Below are 13,635 nucleotides of genomic sequence, written 5' to 3'. Positions count from 1 at the left end.
GCGGGGCACGTGCCTGTTAGTGGGTGGCACCCATTGTTGCGCATTCGGACACGCATTGGCTATTCCACGACGGATTACGTATGCCGTTGGCGCACTTTGCTTCGGAATCCCCCGCCAGGAATCGTGTCTTCTACGAAGAAGTGCTCGTGGGCGTCGACGGCAGGAGGTCGAGTTGCAGGGCGATCGCGTGGGCGGCCTCGGCGATGATCGCCTCCATGGCGGCGCGGGCAGCCTCAGGATCGCCTGAGACCACGGCCGTTGCCACATCCGCATGGAGGCGGATCGCCTCGGTTCGCGGCTGCGCGGGCATCAGGTCGTGTTCGGTGCGGCCGGTGAGCACCTCGGCGACCACACCGTCGAGAGCGGCGATCATCTCGTTGCCGGACGCCTTCATCAAGGTCGAATGGAAGACGACGTCGGCGGCGAGATAGGCGCGCAGGTCGCCGGCCTTGCCGTGACGCACCATCTCCATGACCGCCCCCGTCAGGGTCGCGCACTGGTCGGGCGTCGCGCGCTGAGCGGCCAGTTCCGCGGCGACCGGCTCGAACCCCCGGCGCAACTCCGAGAGCGAGCGCAGTTGGTTGTCCCGTTCGGCCGAGCCGAGCCGCCATCGGATGACCAGCGGGTCGAAGACCTTCCACATCTCGCGCGAGGCGATAGTGACGCCCACGCGGCGCCGGCTCGCGGCCATCCCGAGTTGCTCCAGGACGCGGATGGCCTCGCGCATGACCGATCGGGAGGCGCCGTAGCGCGTCTCCAACTGCTCCGAGGACAGGACGGCGCCGGACTCCAATCGACCGCTGACGATGTCCTCACCCAGGCGGTTGACGACAGCCGAGTGCAAGTCGGCCGGCTCACCCTCGGGGCGTTCGGCACCGGGGGTAAGGGGTGGGGGTAGGACAGCGGTCATACGGTCATCCTCCCTCACTTCGCCGATCACTCCAGCCTTCGCGTCTCATAAAGCATACTTATTTGGCCAAGCGATTTGATTCGTAGGTTGTTTTACGCGAATCCTCTCAATCGGATGCGAAGAGGCATCCGTTGCACATGGAGCACTCAATGACGAACTCACCCCCAGCAAGCCCCGGACCCGCGGCGCTCGTCGTGGTCATGGGCGTCTCGGGCTGCGGCAAGACGACGGTCGGCGCCGCCCTCGCCCAGCGTCTGAAGGTCCCTTACGCGGACGCGGACGACTTCCACCCGGAGGCCAATATCGCCAAGATGTCCGCCGGCATCCCCTTGGACGACCAGGACCGTGCGCCGTGGTTGTCCGCGCTCGCGCAGTGGCTGCGCGGTCATCACGAGACCGGCGCGGTGCTCGCCTGTTCCGCGCTCAAGCGCAACTATCGCGACCTGCTCCGCGAGGGGAACGACGAGGTGGAGTTCGTCCACCTCCACGGCGATCGCGAGGTCGTCGCGCGTCGCGTTGCCGGCCGGCCCGGGCACTTCATGCCGGTCGCGCTGGTGGACAGCCAGTTCGCCACCCTGGAGCCGCTGGAGGCCGACGAGAGCGGCGTCACCATCGACTTCGACCTGCCCGTCGACGACATCGTCGCGGCGGTAGCCACCCATCTCGGCGCACCCGCCGTCATCCTGACCACCCCCCGGATCGGAGAGGCCAAATGACCACGACCTTGACCGCGCTCGGCCGCTTCGCCGCCGAGGACGCCCCCTCGCTGACCTCGGCCGGCGACGGCCAACTCATCGCCGCCGCCCTGGCCGGCATCGCCGCCGTCGTGCTGCTGATCAGCTGGGCGAAATGGCATCCCTTCCTTGCCCTGATCATCGGTGCCGCGGTGATGGGCGGCGTGGCTGCTGTTGCTCCGGCCGACATCGTCACCAGCTTCACGACCGGCTTCGGCAAGACCACCGGATCGGTGGGCCTGCTCGTCGCCCTCGGCGCGATGATCGGCAAGCTGCTGCAGGATTCGGGCGGCTCGGAATCCATCGTCGACAAACTCATCAACGGGGTGAGCGAGGCACGCCTGCCCTGGGTAATGGCCGGAATCGCCTTCATCCTCGGCATCCCGCTCTTCTTCGAAGTCGGCGTGGTGCTGCTGGTGCCCGTCGTCATCTTGGTGGCCCGCAAGCTCGACATGTCCCTGATGAAGGTGGGCATCCCCGCGCTGGCCGGCCTTTCCATCCTGCACGGCTTCGTCCCGCCCCACCCCGGTCCGCTCGTCGCCATCGACGCCCTCGGCGCCGACATGGGGACGGTTTTGATCTTCGGTCTCGTCGTCGCCGTCCCGACGCTGGTCATCGCGGGTCCGCTGCTCGCGCGCTTCGTCGATCAGTGGGTTCCCAAGCACGCCTCTGCTCTGGCGGTCGGCGGAAGTGGTCCGGTCGACTCCGAGCCCGGCCAGCCCATCACCAAGCGCCCCGGCTTCGGCCCCGCCGTCATCTCCATCACCTTGCCCGTCCTGCTCATGCTGGCCCGCGCCGTCGCCGAGATCACCCTCGAGGACGGCAATGGTCTGCGCACCTTCCTGGAGTTCCTCGGCACCCCGGCCGTTGCACTGCTGCTCGCAGTGCTCGTCTCGATGTGGTTCCTCGGGTTCGGCATCGGCCGGAGCAAGGAGGCGATCGAGAAGACCATCGGCGCCTCGCTGCCGCCCATCGCCGGGATCCTGCTCATCGTGGCCGCAGGCGGTGGTTTCAAACAGATGCTCGTCGATGCCGGTGTGGGCCGGGTGATCGGTGACCTCGCCCAGGGCTCCGGCCTCTCGCCCCTCCTGCTCGGCTGGCTGGTCGCCGTCGGCATCCGCCTGGCCACTGGGTCGGCCACGGTCGCGACGATCACTGCCGCCGGCATCGTCTCGGAGTTCACCACGACCCTCGACAAGCCGATGCTGGCCCTGCTCGTCCTGGCCATCGGCGCCGGCTCGCTGTTCTTCAGCCACGTCAACGACGCCGGCTTCTGGCTGGTCAAGGAGTATTTCGGCCTAACCGTCGGGGAGACCATCAAGTCGTGGTCGGTCATGGAGACCGTCATCTCGGTGGTCGGGCTGCTCAGCGTGCTGGCGCTCTCCGTCTTCGTCTAAGACACCGCCCGATGCCTCGGGGTGGCATCGGGCCGGACAGCTTTCCCGGCCTATGCGACAAACCCCTCGTTCGCACGAGAAGTCTTCCCGTGCGAACGAGGGGTTTGTCGCGCCTATCGGGTCGACTGGGCCTGGCTCGCCCGTTTGGAGGCGGCCCCCATGATGCGCGGGAAGCCGGCCGGCCCCAAGGCGGCACCGGCCGCGAAGACGCCACCCATGACGGCGCCCATGACGCCGAGCGCGCAGGCGTCGGCACCGGCGAGCAGCAGCCCCGGGACGGGCGTCTTTGCCGGAGTGAGCCTGCGCCGCAGCCGATCCGGTGTCGATGCCAACCCGTAGATCCCGCGCGCGCGGTGCCCGGTGAAGCTCTCCACGGTCAACGGCGTCGAGACCTCCTGGACGTCGACGAGGGCGCCGAAACCCGGCCAGCGCTGCTCGACCACGTCGAGCAGGCCGGCCGCCACGCGGGCCTTCATCTCGGCATACGTCTCGCCACGGCGCATCCATTCGGTGCCGGCCCACGGCGCGAACCCGTCGGCGCGCGCGAAGGTGATGATTTCGGCCGTATGCCGCGTGGCCGTCGGATCCTTCATCGACGGGAACGACAGATAGGCCCCGAGCCGCCGCCCGTCGAGCGCCTCGGCCCAACGATCGGCGATCTCCTGGTGGTCCCAGGTGGTGAAGAGTCAGTGGTTCTCCCCCTGGAAACCCAACCTGGCCGGATCGCCGGTGAGTCCCTGGTAAGGCGTCAGGGCCGTCATCGAGGACTCGGACGCGGCGGCCGCCGCTCGCATGCTGTCAGCGACACCATCCGGCAGAAGCGAGGCGTATGTCGTTTGCGCCCCCGCATCGGAGACCACCAGTGGCGCTCGGAAGACCTCGTCGCGACCGCCGCGACCCACCTTGACGTGCGCCCGCACACCGACCGCACGACCGTTCTCGATGACAACCTCGGTGACCTCGTGGTTGATCCGGCAGGAGCCGCCGTGGGCCTCGATCTCCTCGCGGGCGGCTTCGGCGAGTGCTTCGGAGCCGCCGACCGGGAACCACGCCCCGTGCCGGTAGTGGTGGACGATCAGGGCGTGGCTGCCGAAGGCGCTGTGTGCGGGCGGCAGTCCGTAGTCACCCCACTGCGAGGCGAGCAGCGCGCGCAACTTGGGGTCGCGGAAGTGGGTGTTCAGATAGTCGCCGGTGGTCATCAGGGCCAGTCGCCGAGCGCGCGGGCGACCGGCGGCCAGGCTCGCGCGGACCCCTGCGCGCGCCGACCAACTCCATGTCTCGAGGCCGTACCAATCGGCGGCTCCACGGACATCCCGGAAGTAGGTCGCGATGGCGTCGCGTTCGGAGGGGAAGCGCTCGCCCAGGCGCTGCCGATACTGCGCCGGGTCGTTGGGCACGGCGAAGTCGAAGCCGGGGTAGTGGAAGTGGTCGAAGTTGGCGGGCATCGATGACCAGTCGACCCGGCCGCCGGTGACCATGTCCAATAAGGGCGCGCTCCCGCATGCCCCGGCCCATGCCGCCGACATAGTGCAGACCGACGTCCCAGCGATAGCCCCGGCGCTGGAACTCATGCGTGAAACCACCGAGCCGGAAATGCCGCTCCAGCACCAGGACGCGCTTGCCCGCGAGTTGGGCCAGCAGTGAGGCAGCGGTGAGACCGCCGATGCCCGAGCCGATAACGATGACGTCGAAGTCGTTGGTGTCCATCGCTCTTCAATCCCCTGCGTATGCAACCAATCTAGACAGTGACAAGTTAGATCACCAATCCTGACAGCGTCAAGTTATAGCTCGACCGCCGGGCGCGCCCCTAGGATTGCCGTATGCCAGCAGCCGACAGCCCGTATCACCACGGCGACCTCCGTCGTGCCCTGCTGGACGCGGGACTAGGTCTGTTGAAAGGGGGCGGGCCGGACGCGGTCACCATGCGCGAGGTCGCAAGGCGCGCGGGGGTGAGTCATGCGGCGCCCTATCATCACTTCGCCGACAAGGCGGCGCTCATCGAGGCCATGGCAGTGCTGGGCTTCGAGAAGTTGACCGTGGCGCTGGAGCGGGCCGCATCGACCAAGGGACTGGACGCGCTCGAGCAGTTCCGGCGCACCGGCATGGCGTACGCGCGATTCGCGCTCAACCACCACGAGTTGTTCCGGCTGATGAATCGCCCCGAGATGCGCCAGGATGCGTCGATCGTGGAGGCGACCCGAACGGCATACGCGGTCATCGAGCGGGCGGTCGTCCGCTGTCAAGAAGCCGGGATCATCGCGCCCGGCCCGAGCGAGCCCTATGCCCTGACCGCCTGGGCGGCGGTGCACGGCGGGGTCATCCTCGCCCTCGACGGCCTCTATACCGGGACCGTGATGTCCGCCCGAAAGACCGAAGCCCTCGTGCACGCGATCACCGAAGTCCTCGGCAGCGGCCTGATGGCGCGCTGACGGCTGGCGCATGGGGGCCGCTGGGAGGCTGGCGGGCCGCCTCAGCCGGCCAGCACGACGACCAGAGTTCGCGGGCCGTGCACGCCCTCGACCCGGTCGAGCTCGATGTCGCTCGTCGCGCTGGGGCCGGCGATCCAGGTCTGCGGCCGGGTCGGATCCAGCCGGGCGATCGCCTCGGGCACCAGGCCGACGACGTGGTCGAGTCGCACGACGCACACGTGGAGGTCCGGCACGAGCGTGATCGCGCGCCGGCCGCACCACCGGTCGCCGTCCAGGACGATGACACCGGTGTCGGCGATGGCCAGCGCACATCCGGTGACGACGGCATCGACCGCATCGAGGTCGCGGGCAGTCAGGCCGGGCGAGTCCGGGACGACGTCGACATCGGCGAAGGCCAGCAGCGCGTCGACGACCGCGGGCGGCGCGACGACCCGGCCGGCGCCGTGCCGGTGGAGGACCGTCATCACCGCCACGCCCATCTCGTGCTGGCTCGGGCCGCACCTGACGACCTCGGCCTTGTCGTCGAGCAATCGATCCACAAGCAACTCAGCGCGCTGCTGCGAATCCCATTGGGCCGTCTGTCGATACGTCCCGGTCGCGGGAACGGGCGCGGGAGCGGCCGGCAACGCCTCGCGGAGCCGGCCAAGGATCGTGGCCCGCGCACCGGCGTCGGGCAGCGACTCGCTCATGGCTTCCGCTCCTCGCGCTGCGCCCACCATTGCCGGAAGGTTTGGGCTGGGAACGCCGGCACGTCCCGGGAGCGCGTCCACCGCCTTTATGCCGAGGACCCGTCGGCCGCGTGGCAACCCCAGGCCGGCCGATTGGGGAGATTCGAGGTGCCCGGTGTGGGGGCGAGCTTCGGACTGCTCGACAACGGCATCCGCCTCGACGCCGGGGTCGAGTCGGGCAGCGTGATCGGCACGCAGTACGACGCCATGCTGGCCAAGGTGATCGCCGTCGCACCGCGCCGCGGGGACGCGGCGCGCGCGCTGGCGGGCGTCTTGCGGACGGCGCGTGTCCACGGGGTCACCACCAACCGCGACCTGCTCGTGGCCAGCCTCACCCACGCCGACTTCCTCGCCGGCCGCGCCGATACCGCCTTCTATCAAGACAATCCGCCCGATCAGCTCCTCCTCGGCCAGGGCCTCGACCCCGCGCTCGGCGCGGTGATCGCCGCGGTGGCCGACGCGGCATACGGGCGGGTCGGTCAGGCGCGCAGCGGCTTCCGGAATGTGCCTGTCGGCTATCGCACCCGCACGTATCCCGTGGGCGAAAGGTCGATCGATGTGCATTATCGCTTCGGCCGCGACGGCCTCGAACTCGGCGCTCTCCCCGCGGGTATCGATGGGTTGCTGCTGATCGATGACGGCCCCGATGCGGTGAGATTGGATGTCGACGGCGTCCAACGCACCTGGCGCGTCGCCCGGTTCGGTGAGGGCGATGACGCGCGAGTGGCGATCGACGGCCCGGACGGCTCGATTACCCTGCGCCGCGTGCCGCGCTTCGTCGACCCGAGCAGTCAGGCTCCGGCCGGGGCGCTCACCGCGCCGATGCCCGGATCCGTTGTGCGCGTGGCCGTTTCGATGGGCGACCGCGTCGGAGCCGGAGATCCGCTGATGTGGCTCGAGGCCATGAAGATGGAACAACCAGTCCGCGCACCTGCCGCCGGCATCGTCACGCAGTTGCGGGTCGCGGTCGGTGACCAGGTCGAGCAAGGCGTCACCCTGGTCGTCCTGGCCGACCTCCACGACGCCTCGCCGGCGGCGGACTGAGCCCGCGTGACCGAGCCGAAGCAGGACCGCAGCCGGCAGACGCGACAGCGGCTGCTCACCACGACGGTCGCGGTTCTGACGAGCCGTGGTTGGGAGGCGACGACGGTCGCGCTGGTCGCGGCCGAGGCCGGGATCAGCCGGGGCGCCGTTCAGCATCATTTCCCGACCCGCGAGGACCTCGTCGTCGCGGCCCTGGAGCACATGTTCGCAGCACGCATCGCGGCAGTCGACGCCCTCCCCGATCCCGGGGAATCGGGCATGAAGAGGGTCCGCGCTGTTGTCGCGCAGCTGGTCGAGCTGGTCGGCGGCGATCTCTTCCGCGCGGCCCTGCAGGTCTGGACCGCGACGACCGCAGATCCGGCGCTGCGGGCCGTCGTGGTCCCCTTGGAGCGGCGTTTCGGCAAGGAGGCGCACGCCCGCGCGGTCCGGCTGCTCGGCGTCGACGACCGGGATCCCGAAGTCCGACGCCTGATCCAAGCCACCCTGGACCTGGCGCGGGGCCTCGCCCTGGCCGACGTCCTGACCGACGACTCGCGGCGCCGGAGCGGCATCGTCACGGCCTGGGCCGATCAGCTCGCGCTGGCGCTCGACCTCACCTGAGCGGGCAGGTCGCCAAAGCGGGCCCGGTCAGTTGCCTGGTGCAGCCAGCCAGTCACGAAGCACGTCGGCCCGGTGGCTGTCGGCGCGGCCAGGGGGCTGCGGGGCGCGTGCCGGGGTACGCGAGAACCGCGGCGCCGCGGCCGCCTGGACCGTCCCGTCGACGTCGACCAGAGTGCCGCGCGCGGCCAAGTGGGCATCCTGGGCGGCTTCGGCGAGGGAGAGCACGGGCGTGACGCAGGCATCCGTGAATGCGAACACCGAGGCCCATTCGTCGCGAGTGCGGCTGGCTATCCGTTCGGTGAGTGCCGCGCGGATGGCCGGCCAGCCGTCCGGGTCATACTGTGCCGGAAGGCTTTTCGGGTCGAGCGCCAGGCCGTCGAGCAGGAGCGCGTAGAACGCCGGCTCGAGCGCGGCGACCGCGAGCTGACCACCGCCACGGCATACGTAGACGTCGTAGAAGGGCGCCCCACCGTCCAGGAGATTCACGGCGGGCCGATCGGTCCACATCCCGATGCCGCGCATCGACCAGACCATCTGCATCAGGGAGGAGGCGCCGTCGACCATGGCCGCGTCGATGACCTGTCCGGCCCCGGAGCGTTCGCGCTCCCACAGGGCCGCCAGGATGCCGACGACGCAATAGAGCGAGCCGCCGCCGAAGTCGCCCACGAGATTCAGCGGCACCGTGGACGGCTGGCCCGGTCGCGCGATGGCGGCCAAGGCCCCGGTCAGCGCGATGTAGTTGAGGTCGTGCCCAGCCGACAGCGCACGGGGGCCGTCCTGTCCCCAGCCGGTGATGCGGGCATACACCAATCGCGGGTTCGCGGCGAGCGCGGCGTCCGGTCCGAGGCCGAGACGCTCGGTCACGCCCGGGCGAAAGCCCTCGACCACCACGTCTGCCACGGCCATCAGCGCCCCGACCATGGCGATGTCGTCGGGGTCCTTCAAGTCTGCCGAAATCGAGCGTCGGCCGCGGAGCAGGATGTCGGGCCGGTCACCGAAGGCGTCCGGGGCTCCACCTCGGCGTTCGATGCGCACGACGTCGGCGCCCAGGTCCGCAAGCACCATGCACGCGTGGGGGCCCGGACCGATCCCCGCAAGTTCCACCACGCGCAGGCCCGCCAGTGGGCCGCTCGGCCGTTCCGTCACGCTCCCCATCCTGACGCACCGGATTGCTGTCTTCGACGTCGCCCACCTCACAGGTGGGGGGCCGTATGCCGTGGGGCCGGGCGTGCGAGGGTTAGGGCCAGGCCCGTCCGAAGGAGTATTTGCCATGCCCGAAGCCGTCATCGTCGCCGTCGCCCGCTCCCCGATCGGGCGCGCCATGAAGGGATCCCTGGTCGGCATGCGGCCGGACGACCTGACCGTGCAGATGGTCCAAGCCGCCCTCGCGAAGGTGCCGGCGCTCGACCCCGCGACCCTCGACGACCTGATGCTCGGAACCGGCAACCCGGCCGGTGAGGGCGGCTTCAATATGGCCCGCGTCGTCGCGGCGCTCGCGGGCTACGACACCCTCCCCGGCGTCACCGTCAACCGCTATTGCTCCTCCAGCCTGCAGACGACCCGCATGGCCTTCCACGCGATCAAGGCCGGCGAAGGCCAGGCCTTCATCTCGGCGGGCGTCGAGACCGTCAGCCGGTTCGCTGCTGGCGGCGCTGACCTCAACGCCGCCGCCCAGAACCCGCACTTCGCCGCCGCGATCGATCGCACCCGCAAGCGCGCCCAGGGCGGAGCCCCCGAATGGACCGATCCCCGGCAAACCGGTGACCTTCCGGACGTCTACATCGCCATGGGGCAGACGGCCGAGAATGTCGCCCAGCTCACCGGCATCACCCGCCAGGAGCAGGACGAGTTCGGGGTGCGCAGCCAGAATCTCGCCGAGGAGGCGATCGCCAACGGCTTCTGGGCCACCGACATCGTCCCGGTCACTCTCCCCGACGGCACCGTCGTCAGCGCCGACGACGGACCCCGCCCCGGCGTGACCCTCGAGAAGGTTGCGCAACTGCAGCCCGTCTTCCGGCCCGACGGCACGATCACCGCCGGCAACGCCTGCCCGCTCAACGACGGCGCCGCCGCCGTGATCGTCATGTCCGACTCGCGCGCCAAGGAACTGGGGGTGACGCCGTTGGCGCGCGTCGTCGCCACGGCGGTCTCGGGCCTCTCCCCCGAGATCATGGGTCTCGGACCGATCGAGGCCACCCGCCGGGTGCTGGCTCAGGCGGGGATGACGATCGGCGATATCGACCTCGCCGAGATCAACGAGGCCTTCGCCGTCCAAGTGATCGGCTCCGCCCGCGAACTCGGCATCCCGATGGAGAAGCTCAATGTCAACGGCGGCGCGATCGCCGTCGGTCACCCCTTCGGGATGACCGGAGCGCGGATCACCTCGACCCTGGTCAATTCGCTCGCCTTCCACGACAAGCAGATCGGGCTAGAGACAATGTGCGTCGGGGGCGGCCAGGGCATGGCGATGATCATCGAGCGCCTGAGCTAAGGCCGTGCTCGACGTCATCGACGTCACCCCTGACGCCTCTGGACCGGCGAGCACGACGCTGCGTACAGTCAACGGCATACCTAATCAATTCGTTTACTATTGGAGGGTGCATGAGCACCGCGTACCCGCACCTGCTCGCCCCGCTCGATCTCGGCTTCACCACCTTGCCCAACCGGGTGATCATGGGTTCGATGCACGTCGGCCTCGAGGAGGCCCCGAACGGCTTCGAGCGGATGGCGGCCTTCTATGCCGACCGCGCGCGCGGCGGCGTGGGCCTGATCGTGACCGGAGGCATCGCCCCCAATGACGAGGCCCGGCCCTACCCCGGCGGCGCGCTGCTGGTCGACGACGAACAGGCCGCGCAGCACCGGCTGATCACCGATGCCGTCCACGAGGCCGGCGGCCGGATCGCGATGCAGATCCTCCATTTCGGACGTTATGCCTATCACCCCGACCTTGTGGCCCCGAGCCCGATACAGGCGCCGATCAGCCCCTTCCCGCCCCGCGAGCTCTCCGACGAGGACGTCGAGCGGACCATCGAGGACTACGTCCGTTGCGCGCGGCTGGCAAAGGACGCGGGCTACGACGGCGTGGAGATCATGGGGTCCGAGGGTTACCTGATCAACGAGTTCATCGCCCGTCAGACCAACAAGCGCACCGACCGGTGGGGCGGCAGCTACGCCAACCGGATGCGCTTTCCGGTCGAGATCGTCCGACGCGTCCGCGAGGCCGTCGGCACCGATTTCATCATCATCTACCGGCTCTCGATGCTCGATCTGGTGCCCGAGGGATCGACCTTCGACGAGGTCGTCGAACTCGCCCGCGCGATCCAGGACGCCGGCGCGACGATCCTCAATACCGGCATCGGCTGGCACGAGGCCCGCATCCCCACCATCGCGACCATGGTGCCCCGGGGCGCGTATGCCTGGGTGACCAAGAAGCTGATGGGCTCGGTCTCGATCCCGCTCGTCACCAGCAACCGCATCAACACCCCCGAGAAGGCCGAATCCCTTCTCGCCCAAGGGTATGCCGATCTCGTCTCGATGGCGCGGCCCTTCCTCGCCGACGCCGATTTCGTCGCCAAGGCAGCCGCCGGAACCCCCGAGGCGATCAACACCTGCATCGGCTGCAACCAGGCCTGCCTCGACCACACCTTCGCGATGAAGCTGACCTCCTGCCTGGTCAACCCACGCGCCTGCCACGAGACCGACCTAGTGATCGCGCCGACGACGACGCCCAAGCCGATCGCCGTCGTCGGCTCCGGCCCGGCCGGCCTCGCCGCCGCCAGCACGGCAGCCAGCCGCGGACACGCCGTCACGCTCTACGAGGCCGCCGACCGGATCGGCGGACAACTCACTGTCGCTCGCGAGATCCCCGGCAAGCAGGAGTTCGACGAGACCATGCGCTACTTCGCGCACGAGCTCGACCGGCACGGCGTCGACGTGCGCATCGGCACCCGGGTCGGCGTGGCTGAGCTGGTGGACGCGGCATACGACGAGGTGATCCTGGCCACCGGTGTGACGCCCCGGATCCCCGAGATCGACGGACTCGATCATCCCAAGGTCTTGGGCTACCTGGACGTGCTGCGGGACAAGGCGCCCGTGGGACAACGCGTGGCTGTCCTCGGCGCAGGCGGCATCGGCTTCGACGTCGCCGAGTTCCTCACCGACAGCGGCGCCGACCCCACCGACGTCGAAGACTTCCTGCGGGTCTGGGGCATCGACCCTGAGCACCGAACCCCCGGCGGACTGGCCGAACCCGTGCGGGAGACTCCGCCCCGCGAGGTGACGCTGATGCAGCGCAAGGACAGCAAGCTCGGCGCCGGTCTGGGCAAGACGACGGGCTGGATCCACCGTACGGAGCTGAAGAACCGTGGCGTCCGCTTCGTCGGCGGCGTGACCTACGACCGCGTCGACGACGCGGGTCTGCATTTCCGGATCGGCGAGACCGAGCACGTGATCGACGTCGACAATGTCGTGCTCTGCACCGGGCAGGAGTCCGAGCGCACGCTGCTGGACGCTCTGCTCGATGCGGGCGTCTCCACCCACCTGATCGGCGGTGCCGATGTCGCGGCCGAGCTCGACGCCAAGCGGGCCATCGACCAGGGCACCCGCCTGGCCGCGTCCCTGTGATCCCCAGCCACTCGGGATGAGACAGGGCTGCCGCAGAAGGGGGCGGGCGGCATACGCTCCGCCTTCGTGACCGCGCTCATTGCCCACGCCATGCCGCTCGCCGCGTCGCCGACCATCGACTCCGGCGACACCGCCTGGCTGCGCACGTCGTCATCCTCGTGATCTGGACCCTCTTCGGCTACTCGCTCGCCCTCGACGACGACACCGGACAGGGCCTGATCGGCAACCCGACGCAGTACGCCGGCCTGAGCCGCCTACTGACCGAGGCGGCCGACCAAGGCCACACCTATCCGACCACCCTGTTCGCGGTCTTCCAGGGCCTCTTCTGTGTGATCACCGGTGCGCTGATCTCCGGCGCCATCGCGGACCGCGCAAAGTTCACCTCGTGGCTGATCTATGTCGGGGCGTGGACAGTGCTCGTCGACGCGCCCGTCGCCCACTGGGTCTTCGACATCTCGCATGACGGGCACGTCGGAGGCTGGCTCGCCAACCGCATCGGCGTCCTCGACTTCGCCGGCGGCACAGCGGTCGAGATTTGTTCCGGCGCATCGGGTTTGGCGTTAGTCGTCGTGCTGGGGCAACGCGTCGGATTCGGCAAGGATCCGATGCGTCCGCACAATTTGCCCTATGTCATGCTCGGCGCCGGCCTGCTGTGGTTCGGGTGGTTCGGCTTCAATGCCGGCTCGGCGCTCGCTGCGGGGCATACGGCCGTGATCGTCTTCGCTACCACCCTGCTTGGCCGGCGCGACGGGCGTCGCCGGCTGGCTCATCGTCGAGCGCCTCCGCGACGGCGTGCTGACCTCCTTCGGTGCAGCGTCTGGCCTCGTCGGTGGGTTGGTCGCGATCACGCCCTCGTGCGGCTCGCTCTCGCCCATCGGAGCCATGCTCATGGGCGCGGTCGCCGGGGCGATCTGTTGCTGGGCGGTCGGCCTGAAATACCGGTTCGGGTATGACGATTCCCTGGACGTCGTCGGCGTCCACCTCGTCGTCGGCATCGTCGGCACGCTCGGCATCGGCCTGCTCGCCACCAAGCTCGCCCCGACCGGCGTCGCCGGATTGCTGTATGGCGGGGGGTGTCCCTATGTTCGGTGTCAAGCGGCAGCGGCGGTGCGGGGCTGGTAGGGCTGGCGGTTGCGGAGCATGGCGTGTATGACGTCGCAGCGACGTCTG

13 protein-coding genes and 2 pseudogenes are annotated in these 13,635 nt (G+C 69.4%); 9 read left to right on the top strand and 6 right to left on the bottom strand.

The features are described from left to right. Window positions 1-130: 130 nt before the first annotated feature. Window positions 131-910, bottom strand: a complete 780-nt coding sequence (locus tag ABD209_RS12910; protein ID WP_344067026.1) for a FadR/GntR family transcriptional regulator — start codon at window positions 908-910, stop codon at window positions 131-133. 149 nt (window positions 911-1,059) lie between these two features. Between ABD209_RS12910 and ABD209_RS12905 the strand changes: the two genes are divergently transcribed. After that, window positions 1,060-1,626 (top strand): gluconokinase, encoded by a 567-nt coding sequence (locus tag ABD209_RS12905; protein ID WP_344067023.1) that lies wholly within the window; start codon window positions 1,060-1,062, stop codon window positions 1,624-1,626. After that, window positions 1,623-3,041, top strand: coding sequence for a GntT/GntP/DsdX family permease (locus ABD209_RS12900; RefSeq protein WP_344067021.1), 1,419 nt, complete (start codon window positions 1,623-1,625; stop codon window positions 3,039-3,041). The genes ABD209_RS12905 and ABD209_RS12900 overlap by 4 nt, the downstream gene beginning before the upstream one ends. 113 nt (window positions 3,042-3,154) lie before the next feature. Here ABD209_RS12900 and ABD209_RS12895 read toward each other — a convergent pair whose 3' ends face one another. From ABD209_RS12895 to ABD209_RS12885, 3 genes and pseudogenes are all read right to left on the bottom strand, one after another. Further along, complete coding sequence (locus ABD209_RS12895) at window positions 3,155-3,634, bottom strand: phytoene desaturase family protein (RefSeq protein WP_344067018.1); 480 nt, start codon at window positions 3,632-3,634, stop codon at window positions 3,155-3,157. Window positions 3,635-3,727: 93 nt separating this feature from the next. Then, window positions 3,728-4,486: a phytoene desaturase family protein gene (locus ABD209_RS12890; RefSeq protein WP_344067508.1), complete on the bottom strand. Its 759-nt coding sequence runs from the start codon at window positions 4,484-4,486 to the stop codon at window positions 3,728-3,730. A 115-nt stretch (window positions 4,487-4,601) separates the two neighbouring features. Beyond that, a pseudogene (locus ABD209_RS12885) lies at window positions 4,602-4,748 on the bottom strand (FAD-dependent oxidoreductase); the annotation flags it as partial. Window positions 4,749-4,861: 113 nt separating this feature from the next. Between ABD209_RS12885 and ABD209_RS12880 the strand changes: the two are divergent. Next, window positions 4,862-5,470 (top strand): TetR/AcrR family transcriptional regulator, encoded by a 609-nt coding sequence (locus ABD209_RS12880; RefSeq protein WP_344067016.1) that lies wholly within the window; start codon window positions 4,862-4,864, stop codon window positions 5,468-5,470. A 41-nt stretch (window positions 5,471-5,511) separates the two neighbouring features. Here ABD209_RS12880 and ABD209_RS12875 read toward each other — a convergent pair whose 3' ends face one another. After that, window positions 5,512-6,159 (bottom strand): LutC/YkgG family protein, encoded by a 648-nt coding sequence (locus ABD209_RS12875; RefSeq protein ID WP_344067013.1) that lies wholly within the window; start codon window positions 6,157-6,159, stop codon window positions 5,512-5,514. Here ABD209_RS12875 and ABD209_RS12870 point away from each other — a divergent pair. Together ABD209_RS12870 and ABD209_RS12865 are read left to right on the top strand one after the other, a co-directional pair. Beyond that, window positions 6,040-7,242, top strand: a complete 1,203-nt coding sequence (locus ABD209_RS12870) for a biotin/lipoyl-containing protein (protein WP_344067010.1) — start codon at window positions 6,040-6,042, stop codon at window positions 7,240-7,242. The two genes, ABD209_RS12875 and ABD209_RS12870, sit on opposite strands and share 120 nt — an antisense overlap. A 6-nt stretch (window positions 7,243-7,248) precedes the next feature. Further along, window positions 7,249-7,842 (top strand): TetR/AcrR family transcriptional regulator, encoded by a 594-nt coding sequence (locus ABD209_RS12865; protein ID WP_344067007.1) that lies wholly within the window; start codon window positions 7,249-7,251, stop codon window positions 7,840-7,842. 27 nt (window positions 7,843-7,869) lie between these two features. Here the strand turns inward: ABD209_RS12865 and ABD209_RS12860 are convergent, their stop codons facing one another. After that, window positions 7,870-8,997, bottom strand: a complete 1,128-nt coding sequence (locus ABD209_RS12860; RefSeq protein WP_425564672.1) for a CaiB/BaiF CoA transferase family protein — start codon at window positions 8,995-8,997, stop codon at window positions 7,870-7,872. A 115-nt stretch (window positions 8,998-9,112) separates the two neighbouring features. Between ABD209_RS12860 and ABD209_RS12855 the strand changes: the two genes are divergently transcribed. The 4 genes and pseudogenes from ABD209_RS12855 to ABD209_RS12840 all read left to right on the top strand — a co-directional run bounded on the left by ABD209_RS12855 (window position 9,113) and on the right by ABD209_RS12840 (window position 13,587). Continuing rightward, complete coding sequence (locus ABD209_RS12855) at window positions 9,113-10,333, top strand: acetyl-CoA C-acetyltransferase (protein WP_344067001.1); 1,221 nt, start codon at window positions 9,113-9,115, stop codon at window positions 10,331-10,333. 110 nt (window positions 10,334-10,443) lie between these two features. Beyond that, window positions 10,444-12,465 (top strand): NADPH-dependent 2,4-dienoyl-CoA reductase, encoded by a 2,022-nt coding sequence (locus ABD209_RS12850; RefSeq protein ID WP_344066998.1) that lies wholly within the window; start codon window positions 10,444-10,446, stop codon window positions 12,463-12,465. 158 nt (window positions 12,466-12,623) lie between these two features. After that, window positions 12,624-13,142: pseudogene (locus ABD209_RS12845) on the top strand (ammonium transporter); the annotation flags it as partial. 115 nt (window positions 13,143-13,257) lie between these two features. Continuing rightward, complete coding sequence (locus ABD209_RS12840) at window positions 13,258-13,587, top strand: hypothetical protein (protein WP_344066994.1); 330 nt, start codon at window positions 13,258-13,260, stop codon at window positions 13,585-13,587. The last annotated feature ends 48 nt before the right edge of the window (window positions 13,588-13,635 follow it).

The organism is Nostocoides vanveenii, assembly GCF_039531165.1.
Taxonomy (GTDB): Bacteria; Actinomycetota; Actinomycetes; order Actinomycetales; family Dermatophilaceae; genus Nostocoides_A; species Nostocoides_A vanveenii.
Note: the sequence above shows the minus strand (reverse complement) of the source record. Positions and strands in the feature narration are given on the sequence as shown.